15 protein-coding genes are annotated in these 16,728 nt (G+C 68.7%); 3 read left to right on the forward strand and 12 right to left on the reverse strand.

Annotation, left to right across the window (positions count from 1 at the left end):
- Positions 1-5 precede the first annotated feature (5 nt).
- The 5 genes from ACFSVL_RS26790 to ACFSVL_RS26810 are packed head-to-tail and all read right to left on the reverse strand — an operon-like array spanning position 6 to position 5,588.
- Complete coding sequence (locus ACFSVL_RS26790) at positions 6-755, reverse strand: SDR family oxidoreductase (RefSeq protein WP_378308314.1); 750 nt, start codon at positions 753-755, stop codon at positions 6-8.
- On the reverse strand, positions 752-2,605 hold the full coding sequence (locus ACFSVL_RS26795) for an AMP-binding protein (protein WP_378308315.1): 1,854 nt from the start codon (positions 2,603-2,605) through the stop codon (positions 752-754). Before ACFSVL_RS26795 ends, ACFSVL_RS26790 begins: the two co-directional genes overlap by 4 nt.
- The gene (locus tag ACFSVL_RS26800) at positions 2,598-3,557 is read right to left on the reverse strand and encodes an aromatase/cyclase (RefSeq protein WP_378308316.1); all 960 of its coding nucleotides are present in this window, start codon (positions 3,555-3,557) and stop codon (positions 2,598-2,600) included. Before ACFSVL_RS26800 ends, ACFSVL_RS26795 begins: the two co-directional genes overlap by 8 nt.
- Before the next feature lie 13 nt (positions 3,558-3,570).
- Positions 3,571-4,356, reverse strand: coding sequence for a 3-oxoacyl-ACP reductase FabG (gene fabG / locus ACFSVL_RS26805; RefSeq protein WP_378308317.1), 786 nt, complete (start codon positions 4,354-4,356; stop codon positions 3,571-3,573).
- On the reverse strand, positions 4,353-5,588 hold the full coding sequence (locus ACFSVL_RS26810; RefSeq protein ID WP_378308318.1) for an FAD-dependent monooxygenase: 1,236 nt from the start codon (positions 5,586-5,588) through the stop codon (positions 4,353-4,355). Before ACFSVL_RS26810 ends, fabG begins: the two co-directional genes overlap by 4 nt.
- 160 nt (positions 5,589-5,748) lie before the next feature.
- Between ACFSVL_RS26810 and ACFSVL_RS26815 the strand changes: the two genes are divergently transcribed.
- Together ACFSVL_RS26815 and ACFSVL_RS26820 are read left to right on the forward strand one after the other, a co-directional pair.
- Positions 5,749-6,198, forward strand: coding sequence for a nuclear transport factor 2 family protein (locus tag ACFSVL_RS26815; RefSeq protein ID WP_378308319.1), 450 nt, complete (start codon positions 5,749-5,751; stop codon positions 6,196-6,198).
- A complete protein-coding gene (locus ACFSVL_RS26820) occupies positions 6,195-6,617 on the forward strand; it encodes a nuclear transport factor 2 family protein (RefSeq protein WP_378308320.1) in 423 nt (140 codons plus the stop codon). The genes ACFSVL_RS26815 and ACFSVL_RS26820 overlap by 4 nt, the downstream gene beginning before the upstream one ends.
- A 577-nt stretch (positions 6,618-7,194) precedes the next feature.
- Here the strand turns inward: ACFSVL_RS26820 and ACFSVL_RS26825 are convergent.
- Entirely contained in the window at positions 7,195-8,061 is an 867-nt protein-coding gene (locus ACFSVL_RS26825; protein WP_378308321.1) for an SDR family NAD(P)-dependent oxidoreductase, read from the reverse strand.
- Between the two features lie 59 nt (positions 8,062-8,120).
- On the opposite strand from ACFSVL_RS26825, the gene ACFSVL_RS26830 reads away from it, so the two are divergent.
- Positions 8,121-9,143, forward strand: a complete 1,023-nt coding sequence (locus tag ACFSVL_RS26830) for a methyltransferase (protein WP_378308322.1) — start codon at positions 8,121-8,123, stop codon at positions 9,141-9,143.
- Positions 9,144-9,166: 23 nt separating this feature from the next.
- On the opposite strand, the gene ACFSVL_RS26835 is transcribed toward ACFSVL_RS26830, so the two are convergent.
- From ACFSVL_RS26835 to ACFSVL_RS26860, 6 genes are all read right to left on the reverse strand, one after another.
- The gene (locus ACFSVL_RS26835; RefSeq protein WP_378308323.1) at positions 9,167-10,696 is read right to left on the reverse strand and encodes an MFS transporter; all 1,530 of its coding nucleotides are present in this window, start codon (positions 10,694-10,696) and stop codon (positions 9,167-9,169) included.
- A 35-nt stretch (positions 10,697-10,731) separates the two neighbouring features.
- Positions 10,732-10,989: an acyl carrier protein gene (locus ACFSVL_RS26840; RefSeq protein WP_378308324.1), complete on the reverse strand. Its 258-nt coding sequence runs from the start codon at positions 10,987-10,989 to the stop codon at positions 10,732-10,734.
- A gap of 86 nt (positions 10,990-11,075) precedes the next feature.
- The gene (locus tag ACFSVL_RS26845) at positions 11,076-12,281 is read right to left on the reverse strand and encodes a ketosynthase chain-length factor (protein WP_378308325.1); all 1,206 of its coding nucleotides are present in this window, start codon (positions 12,279-12,281) and stop codon (positions 11,076-11,078) included.
- On the reverse strand, positions 12,278-13,582 hold the full coding sequence (locus ACFSVL_RS26850) for a beta-ketoacyl-[acyl-carrier-protein] synthase family protein (protein WP_378308326.1): 1,305 nt from the start codon (positions 13,580-13,582) through the stop codon (positions 12,278-12,280). Before ACFSVL_RS26850 ends, ACFSVL_RS26845 begins: the two co-directional genes overlap by 4 nt.
- Before the next feature lie 148 nt (positions 13,583-13,730).
- Positions 13,731-15,818, reverse strand: a complete 2,088-nt coding sequence (locus tag ACFSVL_RS26855) for an AfsR/SARP family transcriptional regulator (RefSeq protein WP_378308327.1) — start codon at positions 15,816-15,818, stop codon at positions 13,731-13,733.
- A 122-nt stretch (positions 15,819-15,940) separates the two neighbouring features.
- A complete protein-coding gene (locus tag ACFSVL_RS26860; protein WP_378308328.1) occupies positions 15,941-16,696 on the reverse strand; it encodes an SDR family NAD(P)-dependent oxidoreductase in 756 nt (251 codons plus the stop codon).
- Positions 16,697-16,728: the final 32 nt, after the last annotated feature.

A 16,728-nucleotide genomic window follows, 5' to 3' on the forward strand; every position in this document is an offset into this window, starting at 1 on the left:
TATCCTCAAGACCGCAGGCTGAGCCCGCCGTCGGCGGTGATGACCTGGCCGTGGATCCAGCCCGCTTCCGGCGCGCTCAGCAGCGCGACGACATCGGCGACATCGGCGGGCGTGCTCAGCCGGCCAGCCGGGGTGCGGGCCGCCAGCACCTGCACCATCTCGGGCTGCGTGGTCTCCGCGCCCTTGTCCAGCTTCGCGGTCGTGACGGCGTTGACCGTGATCCCGCGCGGAGCCAGCTCGACCGCCAGGTAGCGCACCAAGGATTCGAGCGCGGCTTTGGCGACGCCCAGCGCGACGTAACGCGGGATGACCCGCTGCGCGCCGGAGCTGGACACCGCGAGCACCCGGCTCCCCGGCTTGAGGTGTTCGAGAAGCCCGGGCACCAAGCGCAGCAACGGATCCAGCGCGGCGGTCACGTCGGTGTGCAAGTCGGCGACCGAAGCCCCGGCTGCGGGCATCGGATGCCATGACGCGGCGTTGTGCACCAAGATATCCAGCCCGCGACCGGCCGCCGAGACAGCGGCGATCAGCTGTGCCGCGCCGTCTTCGGTCGACGGATCGGCCCGGACCACGGACGCCGAGCCGGGCAGTCCTTCGAGGCTCGCGAGGGCGGCTTTGGCGGCTTCGTCGTCGTGCGCGTAGTTGAGCAGCACGTGCGCGCCGCTCGCACAGAACTTGTGCGCGATGGCCAGCCCCAGCCCCTTGGTGGCGCCGACCACCAAGACGCTGCGGCCGGCCAGGCCGAGATCGCTCATGCCGATGCCTCGGACACCGTCGAGTACAGGTCCGCCTCGACGTCGACCAGTTCGACGAACTTCTTCACGTGCGCCTGGAACTCCGGGCTGGTCACGACGGCCTTGTGCGCGTTCGCGTCGACCCACTGGCCGATGTTGAGGTACACCTTGGGATCGCGCAGCGACCGCACCATCTGGTAGGCGACGAAGCCGGGCTGCTCGGCCATGTACTGCGCGTGCTCGGTGAAGACCTTCTCGAACTCTTCCGGCTCGCCCTTGACGGTGAACTTGCTGATGAACGTGACCACGGTATCGGCTCCTAGCAGTGCGGTTCCGGGATTCTGGCTGCCGCGCACGGAGGACAGCGCCTCACGCAATTCGCGGCGGACGAGCTTGCCGTTGGGCGACCGCGGGATCGCCCTGGTCAGCTCGACGTGCTCGAGGTGCTTGTAATACGGCTGGGCGGCGTTGACGTCCGCCGCGATCTCGCCCGCGCGCGGCACCCACTCGTCGCCTGCCGGGACGATCAGCGCGGCCGCCACCGCGCCGGCGAACTCGTCCGGCTGGTCGACCACCGCGCAGTCCGCCACGCCGGGGTGGCGCAGCAGCTCCGCCTCGATTTCGGTGGGCGAGACCAGCCAGTTGTCGCGTTTGAAGACGTCCTTGATGCGGTCGACCAGGAACAGGTACCCGTCCTCGTCGAGACAGCCGACGTCGCCGGTCGGCAGCCAGCCGTCCGCGCCGATGCCATCACCGTCCTGGCGGCCGAGGTAGCCGCGCATCACCTGCGGGCCGCGCACCTCGACCTCGCCGCGTTCGCCCTCCGGGAGCGGTTGCCGGGTCGTCAGATCGACAACGCGCACCTCGGTGTCGCGCACGACCTGGCCGACCGAACCGGGACGCGGCGCGGCCGGGCCGTCGGACAGCACCAGCGGCGCGGTTTCGGCGAGGCCGTAACCCTGCACGACCGGGATGCCGAACTGCGCGCGCAGGGTTTCCGCGTGCACCGGCGACAGCGCCGAGCCACCGGACAGGATGATCTCGCAGCCGGGCAGCTTCAGGTCCGCGAGCCGGGCGTCGGTGGCGAGCCGGGCCAGGCGGAACGGCATCGAGTAGTAGTGCGTCACCCCGGCGGCGATGGCGATCGAGGCGACCGGATCGGGCACCAGGCAGAGCACCTGGGTGGCACCAGCGATCAGCGCGGAGTTCAGGTGCATCGGGTGGTAGCTCGGAAGGTGGTTGAACGTCACCGACTTTCCGGTGACCCCATGAGCCTCGGCGACCTGCACCGCGTTGATCGCGACGTTGCGGTGGGTAAGCCGCACGCCCTTCGACTGTCCGGTGGTGCCGCTGGTGAAGTGGATGCACGCGACCGCGTCCGGCTCCAGCGCCACCGGCTCGCCGACCGGGCCCGCCGCCAGCGTGGCGACCGAATTCGCCCGGTCCGGATTTCCGAAGCACAGCAGGTGTTCCGGCGTCGCCGAAGCACGGGCGACCGCGGTGGTCATCGAGTCGTTCAGCACCGCGGCAGCGGCGGACGACTCGGTCAGCACCCGCCCGAGATCGCCTTCCCGCAGCAACGGGCTCAACGGCAGCACGACGTTTCCGCTGCGCAAAGTGCCGTAGTAGGCGACCGCGAATTCCGGGTGCAGCACCGAGGACATCGCGACGACCGCACCCGCGGTACCGATCCGCTCCGCCAGCGCGGCGGCGAACCCGGACGCGGCGCGGTCGAGTTCGGCGAACGTCAAAGCCGTCTCGCCGAGCCGCACCGCGACCTGGTTGGGACTGTTCTCCGCGAGGATGCGCAGTGCGTCCGGCAGCAACGGAGTGTCGTTCAGCGAAGCGACCGGGAGGACACCGTCAGCCATTGGCGCGCTCCTCCGCCCAAGCCTTGGCGAGGTTCAGCGTCGCGGTGCTGTTGGTGCCCAACGCATTCCGGACGAACGCCTTCGCGTCCTCGACGGTCTTGCCTTCGCCGAGGATCTGCTCCACCGCAGCGCGCTTGATCACGACGGTGTGCTCCGAGGTCGCGCGTACGCCACCGTCCTCGTTCGGCACGATCGTCCAAAGTCCGTTGTGGACGGTCATCAGCGCGGGCAGCACCTGCTGCTTGTACGCGATGGCGTGCTCGTCGTCGAAGCACACGCGCACCGACTTCGTGGTGTGCACGGCCCCGGTCGCGGTCTTGGTGTCCATCTCCATGACCTGCAGGCCGGGCGTCTCCTCGGTCAGGTCGAGACGCTGGACGTGCGGCAGCCGTTCCGGCCAGAGGTCCGACCGGTAGAGGAACTCGTACACCGATGCCGCGTCCGCGTTGATGTCGACGCTGTCAGCGAACACCGTGGTGAGTTCTTCAGTCTCCGCAAGGCCTTCCGCGATGCCGCGGAGGTTCTCCAGCTCGTGCTCGCTGTTGCGGTCGACTGCCTTGCTCACCCACTCGACGTTCTCCGGCAGGTCGCGCACCGCGCTGAACGCGTGTTCCAGGACGACGGTGCACGAGTCCGGTCCGCCGGCCTGGATGTTCCACGCCCCGGTCATCGACGCGACCGGATGCTGCGAAATCTCCTGGCGGAAGTCGATGCGCAGGCCGTCCTCGTCCAGGTCCCGGCGCGAGGTCCAGGTCTTGGGCTCGTCGTTCGCGGTGGCCCACAAGCGGATCCGCTCGGTGGTGCCGTCGCGTTCGAGCTGGCGCGCGTGGACCGTCGGTCCGAAGTAGACCGGCCAGCGGGTGACGTCGGCGAGCAGCGCGTACACGGCCGAGGCGGGCGCGGCGACGTCGATCTTGTGTTCGGTCTCGTAGATCCGCAGTGGTGCAGCCACGTGCTCGGTCCTCTCAGTAGTTGCCAAGCCCGCCGCAGACGTTGATCGCCTGCCCGGTCATGGACGCCGCGGTGTCGGTGACGAGGTAGCCGACGAGGCCCGCCACCTCCTCCGGGGTGGAGTACCGGCCGAGCGGGATCTTCGCGGTGAACTTCTCCAGGATGGCTTCCTCGGTGGTGTTCCAGGCCTCGGCGTACCGGCCGCGGATCGCCTGCGCCATCGGGGTTTCCACGTAGCCGGGGCACACCGCGTTGACCGTGACGCCGGTCTTGCCCAGCTCGAACCCGAGCGCCTTGGTGAAGCCGACGACGCCGTGCTTCGACGCCGAGTACGGCGCGCCGAGCACCACGCCCTGTTTGCCCGCAGTAGAGGCGATGTTGATGACCCGGCCCTTGTCCTTGGCCAGCATGCCGCCCTTGGTGAGTGCCTCGCGGGTCATCAGGAAGACGCTGTTGAGGTTCGTGTTGATCACGTCGAACCACAGCTCGTCGGCGATCTCCGCGGTCGGCCCGCCGCCGCTGCGGCCGGCGTTGTTGACCAGGACGTCGAGCGGGCCGTACCGGTCCACCGCGGCCGCGACCAGCGCCTGGATGTCGCCCTTCTCCCGGACGTCGCAGGTGGTGCCGTCCACGTCCAGTCCCTCGGCACGCAGGTCCCGCACCGTCTCGTCGACGGATTCCTTGGTGCGGGCGCAGAAATACACCTGGTAGCCCTGCCCGGCCAGCGTTCGGGTCACCGCGAGCCCGATCCCGCTGGTGCCGCCGGTGACCAGCGCTACGCCCCGGCTCTGTTCGGTCATCGTGTCCCTCCTGGGTTGCTCGGCGCACGGAACAGGTCCACGCGCACGTCGCGCGGACGAGCGCCGAACGCGACGAGATTGAGGATCTTGCGGAAGATCGGGGTGTGCGGCAGCAGCTTCGCGACCACCGGCCGCACGGCGTCCACGATCCGGCCGGACGACAGCATTCCCTTGTTCTGCCTCGACTGGAGCGTGAACACGGTGTCCACCGCCGCGCGCCGCTCGGCCTCAAAGCCGGCGAGCGCCGCGGTTCGGTTGTCGCCGGCGGTCACCGCGGCGACGAGTTCGGGGTGCAGCGCGACGGCGTCGGCGATGGCCAGGTTGATGCCCTGCGCGCCGATCGGGCTGTGCGTGTGCGAGGCGTCGCCGATCAGCACCAGGCCCGGCCGGACCCATTCTTGCGCCCGGCCGGAAAACACGTCCAGCGGCGACAGTTCGGACAGCGCGGTCACCTGGTCGCGGATCAGGTCCGCGTGCTGCGGGACGGCGGCGGCCAGCTGCTCCCGGACGTACTCGATGCCCTTGGCGGCCACCGTCTTGTAGCTGCCCTTCGCCAGGGTCCAGCCGATCTGGACCCGGTCGGGATAGGAATCGTGCACCAGCACCGGATCGGCGGCGGTCCGGTGGATCCGGACCGCGCCCGTTCGCCGGTCGGGAGCAACGAGCTTGAACCACACGACGTCGTGCTCGAACTTCTCGAACTTGTCGTAGCCGATCCCGGCGAGCGAACGCGTCTTCGAGTAACGGCCGTCCGCGGCGACCACCCAGCGGGCGTGTACCTCGGTCTCGCCGTCGCCGGAGCCGCAGCGGATGCCGGTCACCGCGCCGTTTTCGGTGAGCAGCGCCCGGGTCGAGCATCCGCTCAGGAGCCGGAACCCCGGGGTCGCCTTGCATTCGTCGAGCAGGCGCTCCAGCAGGAGCCGCTGCGGAAGGCTGAGCAAATGGTCGTACGGCGCGGGAAGCGTCTCGTAGTCGATGTCCAGCAGCGTGCGCTCACCCTGTACCAGCTGGAAATGGCGCATCGGGTAGCCGCCGATCCCGTCGAGGACGCCGAGCTGGTCAAGCGCGCGCAACGCACCGGGCTGGATGATCTCGCCGCGGTACTCGCGGTCCAGCGACGCACTGCGCTCCGCGACGACGACGTCGACCCCGGACCGGGCGAGCAGCAGCGCCAGCACCAGACCCGCCGGTCCGCCACCGGACACGCACACGTCCGCTTCGATCTCGCGCACTCGCTTCCTCCCGCCCGTCGCACCGCTTCGCCACAGCCTCTAGCGGGCCGGTCCAAAACGGCTCAACGCCCAGTCGGCCGTCCCGCGCGAGTGGTCCACGAGGGGACTTTGAGCCGGGCACGCGACGGTCGGACAACACGCGGCCGACGAGGAGGACACGGTGGCGACAACCGTGGGAATGCAGCTGTACCAAGAGGTGCAGGCGTTCTACGCCAAGCAGATGCAGCTGATGGATGACGGCGAAGTGGAGCCTTGGGCGCAGACCTTCACTTCGGACGCCACTATCGCGAACAACGCCAATCCGGCACCGGCTTCGGGGCGAGAGCTGATTTTGAAGGTGGCTCGGAAGCTCGCTGCTGATGTCGAATCGCGCGGGGTTCAGCATCGGCATTGGACGGGGATGCTGGTGGTGGACTCGGAAAGTGCCGATCGGGTGCGGACCCAGCTGTACGCGATGGTCGCGGAGATTCCCGCTGGCGGCGAGGCGCGGCTGTGGCGGTCTACGTTTTGCCGGGACACGCTCGTGCGTGGGGTTGATGGGTGGCAGGTCTCCCGGCGTGTGGTGACTCATGACGATATTCAGGATGTTGACGTGGAGGAGAGCGCATGACTGTGTCGGGCGAGTTGTATCAGGAGATTCAGCAGTATTACGCGTGGCAGATGCAGCTGCTCGACCAGGCTCGTACTGATGAGTGGGCGGAGACATTTACTGAGGATGGGGTTTTTGAGGCTAATGCCGCGCCCGCGCCGGTGAAGGGGCGGTCGGCTATTGCTGCTGCGTCGGCTGCGACCCATCGGCAGTTGGCTGAGGTGCATGAGTTGCGGCGGCATTGGCTGGGGATGTTGACTGTTGAGCCTGGGGAGACTGCGGACAAGCTGCATACCCGGTGTTATGCGTTGATCATCGCTACTCGTAAGGGTGGGGAGCCGCGGATTCACTGCAGCACGCTCTGCGAGGATGTTCTTGTGCGGGTTGGGGATAGCTGGCAGGTCGAATATCGGACTGTTTCCCGGGACGATATTCGTTGAGGTGTCCGGCCTTCGGCCGGGAAGAAGGTTGCGGTGGGGCACCCCGAAGCCCGATTGTGACGACGGTCTGGGGTGGCTTGTCAAGGCGGGAAAGATGCCTTGACAAGCCACCCCAGACCGCGTTTTGGCTTCGTATCGGGGTGCGGGGGTGGTGTGGGTGCACCGCTGGTTGGGTGCGTCGGTGGCGGTTCTCGGCGGGGTGGGGGCTAGCGCCCCAATGTGGCATTGGATGCATCTGACGCAACCAACGCCACATTGGGTGCATCGCATGCACCCAATGCCACATTGGGGCGTTTCGGCGGGCGGGGCGGTCCGTGAAGGACTCCTTGAGGGAATCTAATTCCGTGAAGGGGCCCCTCATGGAACGCCGGGGGTGCCACGGGGCAGCCGAGGGTCGTGAGGGGAACCCTGAGGGAATCAGAGTCCCTCAGGGTTCCCCTCACGGACTTGAAGAAACGGACATTTAGGTGTTAATCGGGTATTTCGCTGGCCCGGGTGTCCTTTATGGATGGTCGGCACCCGGCTTAAGTCCCTGGCATTGGAATCTGGGGCTGTGAGGGTTCCCCTCACGGGGGTGTTAGCGGGTCATGTCTGAGCCGCCGTTGACGGAGACCACCGTGCCTGCGATGTAGCCTGCTTCTTCGCTGGTGAAGAAGGCCACCATCGCTGCTACGTCGGTCGGTTCCGCAGCGCGGCCGGCGGGAATGCGCTTTTCGAAGGCCGAGAACCAGTCCGGCGGCGCTTCGCCCAGGGCGTCCGTCCGGGTCAAGCCGGGGGACACCACATTCGCCACCACGCCTTGCGGAGCACCTTCACGAGCGGTGAACTTCGCGTACGAGATCAGCGCGCTCTTCGCCGCCGCGTGTGCGACCACGTCCGCGCCTACCGGGCCCTTGCTCGCTTCCGCGCCCAGGTACACGATTCGGCCGTAGCCCTGGTCCGTCATGTGCTGCCACACCGCTCGGGTCGGGTGGAAGGCCGCGGCCAGTTCGTCGTTTACCTTGGCGGAGAACGTTTCCCAGGGGATCTCCGCCACCGGCCCCTGTGCGAGGCCGACGTTCGCGTTGCATACCAGCGCGTCCACCCGGCCATACGCCTCGACGGTGGCGGCCACCAGCGACCGCGCGCCCTCCTCGTTGCGGATGTCCGCGCTGACTGCGATGGCCTCGCCGCCTGCCGTGGTGATGGCTGCGACGGCCTCGTCCGCGGCTTCCTTTGACGTCAGGTAGTTGATCACCACCCGGTCGCCTCGTGCGGCCAGCCGTTCCGCGATCGCGCGGCCGATTCCGCGTGCCGCCCCGGTCACCACCGCGACGCGGCGCACCTGATCTTCCACCCGCTGCTCCTCGAGTCCGGGCCGCCGGCTTCCCCGGACAGCCGTTTCCGCCAATCTATCGGCTGAAACGGCCGCCGCGACACCGCCTTCAGAGATCTTCGAGAACATTTTGAACGACGGCAGCGAGCATCGGGAAACTACCCAACTCGGCTGAGGAGACACCCCGGATGTCCGACGATCCCGTGCGCGCTAAAACGCCGCAGCTGGAACTGATGAACCTCATCATCGGCGATTGGAAAGCCCGCGCCGTGTACGCGGCCGCCGAGCTTGGCTGGCCCGACCGGCTCGCCAGCGGACCGCGTACGGCGGCTCAGGTGGCCGCCGACTCTGACACCGATCCCGTTGCCACCCAACGGTTCCTGCAATACCTGTCCGCCCTCGGAGTGTTTCGCGAGGAGGACGGCACCTTCGCACTGACCGAGCTTGGCGAGCTGTTGCGCAGCGACCGGGAAGACTCGCTGCGGCCGTACACGCTCATCGCGGGCTCCGAATTCCATCGCGCCTGGACCGGGATCGCCTCCGCCGTGAGAACCGGACAAAATGCTTTCGAAGGCGCATTCCAGTCTAGCTTCTTCGAGTACCTCTCCGCAAACCCCGAACGCGGAAAATTATTCGACCGGGCGATGGCGGGCAACACGGCGTTGTTCGACGCGATCCCGGACGCGTACGGCTTCGGCGCGCACGAGCGATTTGTCGACGTCGGAGGCGGCAGTGGTGAACTGGCAGTCCGGCTGCTCGCCGCGCACCAGGAGCTGCACGGCGTGGTCTACGACGCCGAACAGTCCGCTGAGACAGCGAAAAAGGCGATCGCGGACGCTGGCGTGGCCGACCGGTGCGAGGTGGCGTCCGGGGACTTCCTGGATTCCGTTCCTGAGGGCGGCGACGTCTACCTGCTCGCCCGGGTGCTGGTGAACTGGCCGGACGAGGACTGTGCCCGGATCCTCGCGAACTGCGCCGAGGCGGCCGCTCCGGGTGCGCGGTTACTGCTGGTGGAACGGGTGTCTGGACCCGGCGTGGACAACGCACTGCTGCTGTCCCACGACACCCTGATGTACGTGCTCTTCGGCGGGGGCGGGATCCGTTCCAGCGCGGAAGTGACCCGGCTCCTTGAGGAAGCCGGGTTCGCGCTGGACTCGATTACTCCGCTGCCGCAGGAGTTCTCGCTGATCTCCGCCATCCGCCGAAGCTAACCGCGCAAAGGCCCGGGGACGTGTCAGGAAACCTCAGCCGTCCGCCGTTCCCGGGCCGGCACCACTACGAGCACCACGATCGCCGCCAGCACCGCGGCACCGGCCGCAGTCAGGGCAGTCGTCCGCATCGCGACGGAGAACGCATCCGCGCCCGCGGCGAACAAGTCGGTTCCCTGGCTACCGCCGAGGGTGTCTGCAGCGGCCTTCGTGGCTTCGATCGAGTCACCCGCCGCGACGCGCGACGAAGCAGGCAGCACTGACAACGCGGGCTCAACCCCGTTGCGGTACACCACAGTCAGCAGCGAACCCAGCACCGCGATACCGATCGCGCCGCCGATGCTTCGGCCCATGTTCGTAAGCGCCGACCCGACGCCCGCGCGCTCGCGTGGGACCGCCGACATGATCGTGGTGGTCGCGGGCGGCATCACGTTGGCCATCGCAAGGCCGACCAGGAAGTCCGCGACGAACACCGGCCACAGCGGGCTGTTCTGGTCCAGCAGCGCGAAAACCGCCACGCCGACCGCCAGCAGCAGCAAGCCGCCGATGAGCACGTTCTTGGCCCCGAACTTCGCCGACAGCGTCGCCGAGCGCGGCGAGAACACCGCCAGGGCCAGCGCCAGCGGGAGGATCGCCACCCCGGTCATCAGCGGGCTGATGCCGAGCACGCTCTGCAGATAGAAGATCAGGAAGAACGGCACGCCGAAGTTCACGAAGAACGCCAGCGTCACCGCGCTGGTCGCGCCCGCGACCCGGCGATCCGACACCAGCCGCAGGTCCAGCGCGGGAGCCGCGGACCGCAGTTCCACCAGGATGAACACGACCAGCAGCACCACCCCGAGCACCAGCGGGATATACACCCGGGGATCGGCGACCGTGGCGAGGTTGCCCGCCTGGATGATGCCGTACACCAGCGCCGTACTCCACGCGACCGACAGCACCACCCCGGGGATGTCGAGCTTGCGCGCGGTCGAGGTGGACTCCGGGACCATCAGCACGGTCAGCACGATCGCGGCGAGCACGATCGGGCCGTTCACCAGGAAAATCGAGCCCCACCAAGCGAACTGGATGAGCACGCCGCCGAGCACCGGCGCGATGACCGCCGCGATGCCGGCGGCGGACACCCAGTACCCGATGGCGCGCGGGCGCTCCTTGTCGCCGAACACGTGCGAGATGGTCGCGAGCGTGGTCGGCGGGATCGCCGCGCCGCCCGCGCCCATCACGACGCGCCACAGCACCAGTTCGCCGGGCGAATGCGCGAACGCCGCCAGCACGCTGGAGACGCCGAACACCACGAGCCCGACCAGGAGCACCTTCCGGTGCCCGAGCCGGTCCCCCAGTACGCCCCACGCCAGCAGCAAACCGGCGTACACGAGCGTGAACCCGTTGACCACCCACTGCAGTTCGTCCGCGGACGCGCCGAGCCCGTCGACCGGATCGGCGAGGGCGCGGAAGGCGACCGTCACGATCGTCGCGTCCAGCACGGTGAGCAAAAAGGACGTCAACAGCACCGCGAGGATCGCCCAGCGGCGCGGGTTCAGGGCAGGCTCGGACACCTGTCCTCCTTCGGAAGGCTTTAGCGGATTTCCCCTTACACCGCGGAACCGAGCCTGCTGTTCACCAGCTCGACCAGAGCGCGCGGCGTGTCGATGTCGACCACCGTTTCGTCCGGCAGCTCGACCCCGTAGTCGCGCTGGAGCATACTCGCGGTCTCCATCAGCGCGAGCGAGTCATAGCCCAATTCGGCGAACGGAATGTCGCGCGCGTCGGTGGTTTGTGCCATTTCGTCGCTCTCGCCGGCACAGCGGCGGATGATCTCCATCAGGTCGTCGTAGGTCAGCTCGCGCATGATCGCTCCTCCTGCCGCGCGAAAGCGGCCATCGGTGGGTTCTTCTTGCTGGACAAGGCTTTTTGACTCGGCCGTTCGGGTGATCTTCAAACAGCCCGCAACACCAGTGCGGCGTTGTGCCCGCCGATGCCGCGGGCGAGCACGACCGCGACCCGCACCGGCGTTTCCCGCGCGGCACCGGTGACCAGGTCGATCCCGTGCTCCGGCAGCAGATCCGAGACGTTCGGCGTCGGCGGCACCACGCCGTGCCGGATCGCCAGAGCCGCACACGCGACGTCCAGCGCGGCACCGCCCGCGGACAACCGGCCGACCCCGGCCTTGGGCGCGGTGACCGGGACCCCGCGGGCGCCAAAGACCGCGCTGATCGCCTCGGCTTCCTCGCGGTCGAGGGTCAGATCTCCGGCCGCGTCGGCAAAAACAACGTCGACCTCGGCGGCCGAAATGCCCGCATCCGTCAAGGCGAGTTCGATCGCCCGCCGCAGTCCCGGCGGACGGCCGCTGCCCGGCTTCGGGTCGAAAGTGGACGCATACCCGGCGATCTCCGCGTACGGCGGCTGCCGGTCCCGCGACGACTCCGCCGATTCCAGCACGAGCACCGCCCCGCCCTCGCCGGGCACATACCCGGCGGCGGACCGGTCGAACGGCAGATACGCGGACTCCGGCTCGCTGCCCCGGCTCATCCGGCCGGACGTCAGCATCGCCGCCCAGCCCCACGGGCACAGCGCGCTGTCGATGCCGCCGGTCAGCGTGACCGCGGTCCCGGAACGCACCGCGCGCCGGGCCTTCCCGATCGCGTCGAGCCCGCCGGCTTGTTCGGACACCACCACCGCGCCCGGCCCGCGCATGCCGTGCCGGATGGAGATCTGCCCGGTGTTGACCGCGTAGAACCACGCGAAGGACTGGTACGCGCTGACGTACTTGCCGCCCTTGCTCCACATGTTCTGCAGCTCGCGCTGCCCGAACTCGTAGCCGCCCGCCGAACTGGCGGTGATCACCGCGAGGTCGAACCCGTCGTGCGTCTCCGGGTCGACGCCCGCGTCGGCAAGCGCCCACTCCGCGCCCACGAGCGACATCCGGGTGGAATGGTCGGTCTGCGGCAGCAACCGGCTGGGCAGGATGCCCTTCGCGCTGAAGCCGACGACCTCGCCGGCGAGCGTGCTCGGGTAGCCCGAAGCGTCGAACCGGGTCACCGGGCCGATTCCGCTGGCCCCTTCGAGCGTCGCCTCCCAGAACTGCTTGACGCCGCTGCCGGTCGGCGCGAGCACGCCGAGCCCGGTGATCACCGCGTTCATGCCGCCCCGCCGACGTTGCTGGTGAGCACCATGGCGCTCTGGAACCCGCCGAATCCGCTGCCCACCGTGAGCACCGTGTCCGTCGCGGCTTCTCGTGCCACCAAAGGAATGTAGTCCAAGTCCAGCTCCGGGTCCGGTTCGGTGAGATTGGCCGTCGGCGGCAGCAGCCCGTCGCGCATGGCGAGCAGGCTGGCGGCGATCTCGATCGAGCCGATCGCGCCGAGCGAATGCCCGACCATCGACTTGATCGAACTCACCGGCACGCGATAGGCGTGTTCTCCCAACGAGTTCTTGAACGCTTGCGTCTCGTGCCGGTCGTTCTGCTTCGTGCCCGAGCCGTGCGCGTTGACGTAGCCGATCGCCTCCGGCGTCACCCGCGCCTGGCCCATCGCCTGGCGGATCGCCTCGGTCATCTCCACGCCGTCCGCGCGCAGACCGGTCATGTGGTAGGCGTTGCACCGCGTGGCGAAACCGGCGATCTCGCCGTAGATCCGGGCACCGCGGGCGAGCGCCCGGCCCAGTTCCTCCACCACGAACACCGCCGCGCCTTCGCCGAGCACAAACCCGTTGCGAGTGTTGTCGAACGGCCGCGAAGCCGTCGCCGCCTCGTCATTGCGCGGCGAAGTGGCTTTGATCGCGTCGAAGCACGCCACGGTGATCGGCGAGATCGGCGCGTCCGAGCCGCCGGCGAGCACCACGTCCGCGCTGCCCTCGGCGATCAGGTCCCGTGCGTGCCCGACCGAGTCCAGTCCGGACGTGCAGCCGGTCGAGATGACCTGAACCGAACCTTCCGCGCCCGCTTCCCAGGCCACTTCCTTGGCCATCGAACTCGGCACGAACTGGTCGAACAGATGCGGCACCGCGTAATCCGCGTCCACTTCCCACTTCCGGCCGCCGTCGCTCACCACGACGTACTCGCGTTCGAGGCTCATCGTGGCCCCGACCGCGCTGCCGATCGACACGCCAGTCCGGTACGGGTCCACATCGGACGGCGTGAGACCCGCGTCGGCCAGCGCCTCCCGCGTGCACGCCACCGCGAACTGCGCGACCCGGTCCATCCGCCGCACCTGCTGCGGGCCGAGCCCGGCCGCCTCCGGGTCGAAGTCGCATTCGGCGGCAATCCGCGAGCGGAACTGGGAGGCGTCGAAAAACGACACCGGCCGGGTGGCGGTCCGCCCGCCCGACACCATCTCCCAGAACGGTTCGCGCCCCGGTTTCCCCGGCGCGACAACACCTATCCCGGTGATCACCGCGCGGCGCGGCCCTCCCGCCGCCCCGGGGTGCCCTGCACTCGTACTCACTCCGTCTGCACCTGCCCTTCGCGCTCCGAGCGCCCGACGTCGCTGATTTCGAGTCTGGGCCCGGGGTGTCCAAGACGGATCGAAGCGGGGTCGAACGCGCTCCAGCCGGATTCGACCGGCACCACAGCGGCTCGACCCCGCCCGGTGCTCAGCCGGTGGCGACCGCGGCCTCGCGCGCGGCGGGCTCGGCTTCCCTCGCCAGCAAGCGGCCCGCGAACGACGGAAGCCGGGGTACGCAATACACCACGTCCGAGGTGGACGGCCGCAGAACGTCTACATTGGACTCCACGTCCCGGTACCGGTGCGGTCCCGAGCCGCCGCGTTCGCCGATTTCCTCGGCCAGCCCGGCGGATTCGAGGTCCTCGAGCACCTCTCGGACCAGCTCCCCCGGCCTGCCGAGGAGCTTGACCGCGTCCGGCACGGTGAACTCGTCGATGCTCGCCAGCCTGCGGAACGCCTCCTGCGCCGGCCCGCGCAGCGTCCCGTAACTCGCCCGGACGCTCGCGTCCACCGTGCCTTCCCCGCACGGCAGACGGAGCACTGCTCCCGGGTCACGGGACAGCCGGTCGTGCATCCGGCGCAGCGACCAGTTCGGCCGGTACGAGAGGTACCCGCCCACGGCCGCGACCGCCAGCGGCAGCCTGCCGCACATCCGGACCAGCGCGCTGGCGCAGTCGAGGTCCTCCAGCATCCGCCGCCGCCCGATGAACTGGCCGAGCAGCTCCAGCGATTCGTTGACCGTCAGCGGTGCCAGGCTCACCGGGGCGCACACGCCGCGCAGGTACAGCCGCCGCCTGCTCGCGACCAGCAGCAGACTGCCGGAACCGCTGGGGCGCAACAGATCCACTTCGGCCGACCGGGCCGCGTCGTCCACCACCACCAGCAGCCGCCGGGTCGCGGTGTAGTCCCGGTAGACGTTCACCAGCTCGGACATCGACGGCGCGGGCGACAGCGGAACGCCGCACGCGCGCAGACAGCCGGCCAGCACGTCGGCCATCGTCTCCTCGCCGCGCTGCACCGGAGCCAGCGGCACGAAGATCTGCCCGTCCGGGAACGACGCGCGGACCCGGTGCGCGACGTGCACGAGCAGCGAGGTCTTGCCCGCGCCCGGCCCGCCGGTGATCTCCACGACGGCACTGCCGCCGGTCAGCTTGGTGCGCGCCGCACAGCACCGCCGCACCAGCTCGCGGATCTCCTCGTCCCGGCCGACGAAGTCGGGCACGTCGGACGGGAGGTGGTTCGGCCCGAGCGCCTCCGCCGCGGCGGGCCGCAGCGGAACCAGGTCACCCTCCGCATCCGCGCGCACGACGGAAACCACTTCGATGGCACTGCTCTCAGTCACGGTGCCGTTGTCGTCGATACTCCGGACGACTGCTTCCGTAGCTCGCGCGTTTTGCCCGTTCTGGTCGATTTGCCCGTTGTCTAGACCAATTGTGGTTTCACTCACACCACCGCCGCGCGGGGCCGGAAGGGTGAGCGCGGGGTCGTCCACCAGGACCTGCTGATGCACCGAACGCAGCGTCGCCGACGGCTCGATGCCCAGCTGCGCGATGAAATCGCTGCGCACCCGGTGGTAGACGTCGAGCGCCTCGACCCGGCGGCCGCAGCGGTAGAGCGCGACCATCAGCTTCGCCGAGTACGCCTCGTGCGTGGGATTCGCCTTGACCACACCGGCCAGTTCGTCGACCACGCGGCGGTGCCGTCCCAGTGCCAGCTCAGCCTCGAACCGCAGGTCCAGCGCCGCTTTGCGGCTCTCTTCCAGCTGTGTCGCGCGCGCGGCCAGCGTCGGGCCGAGCGGAAGATCGGAAAGCGCGGCCCCGCGCCACAGCGCGAGCGCCTGTCTGGCCAGTTCGGCACACGCTTCGAGGTCGCCCGCGTCGTGCCGGTCGCGGGCCTGGTCGAGCAGCGCCGAATAACGCACCGCGTCGACCACGTCCGCCCGCGGCACCTGCAGTTCGTAGCCGTGCGGGCGGGTCAGCAGGACCGTCGCGCCGTCCTCGGCCGAACCGGCCAGCCGCAACGACTTGCGCAGCTGGTAGACGTAAGTCTGCAACGTCGTCGCCGCGCTCGCCGGCGGGTTGTTCTCCCACAACTCCTCGACGAACTGCTCGAAGTGCACTGCCCGGTTGGCATTGAGCGCCAGCATCGCCAGCACCGTACGAAGTTTGGGCGCGGACGGCGTCTTTCCCACCCCGTCCGCGCGCACGGACAGCGGTCCCAATATTGCGATCTGCATCCGACCCCCAGATACCTGCCGAAAGAGCACGCCAGGCAGCGGCCGGCGTGCTTCGCTTTCCCCCAGTGAGACGCCAGCGACGCTAGCAGAGAAACGGCTTCCTGATCCCGGACCGGAAAAACTTAACGTCCACCTGATACTTCTGCGAACTGCCCGTTCGTATTGCCGTTGGCGGCCGAACAGAGGAACACCGCGAGTTGCGCGACATCACCCGGACAGCTCAATCGGCCACTGGGCGTGATGGCTCGCTCGCGCTCCAGCACCGCCTCCGGGACCGCCTCCGCAACACGCGGAGTAACGGTCAGGCCAGGGAGAACGGTGTTGACCAGCACTCCGTCACGGCCGACGTCCCAGGCGAGACTCGTGGCAAAACCGTGCAATGCGGACTTAACCGCACCATATGCCTCCCGCCCCGGCTTGCCCGCGGTTGCGGCGCGCGACGAGATAAATGCGATCCGTCCCCATTTCTTCGCGCGCATCCCGGGTAACACCTTCGCCACGGTATGCAGTACCGGAGCAATATTCACATTGATGAACGAAACGCAATCCTCCGTAGGTAGTTCCTCGAACAATTTTCCCGGTTTGCGCAGCGCACCGGGACTGATCGCATTCGCGACCAGCACGTCCACCGGGCCCCAGTGCTCCTCGACGCGCTCGACCGCCGCGTCCACACTGGCCAGATCCGTCAGGTCGTAGTGCACGGCCAGCCCCTGGCCCGGACCGCACTCGCGCGCGACCTCCTCGGCCGCCTCGCGGTTGGTCCGGTAGGTGACCGCGACCTTGGCCCCTTCCGCGGCGAACGTGCGCGCGAGTTCGGCCCCGATCCCGCCGCTGCCACCGGTCACCAGCACGACCTTGCCGGTCAGCCCCAGATCCACCTTCGCTCCTTACCTCGTGTCTTCACGTCCGT

Source organism: Amycolatopsis silviterrae, from assembly GCF_042684085.1.
Classification (GTDB): domain Bacteria; phylum Actinomycetota; class Actinomycetes; order Mycobacteriales; family Pseudonocardiaceae; genus Amycolatopsis; species Amycolatopsis silviterrae.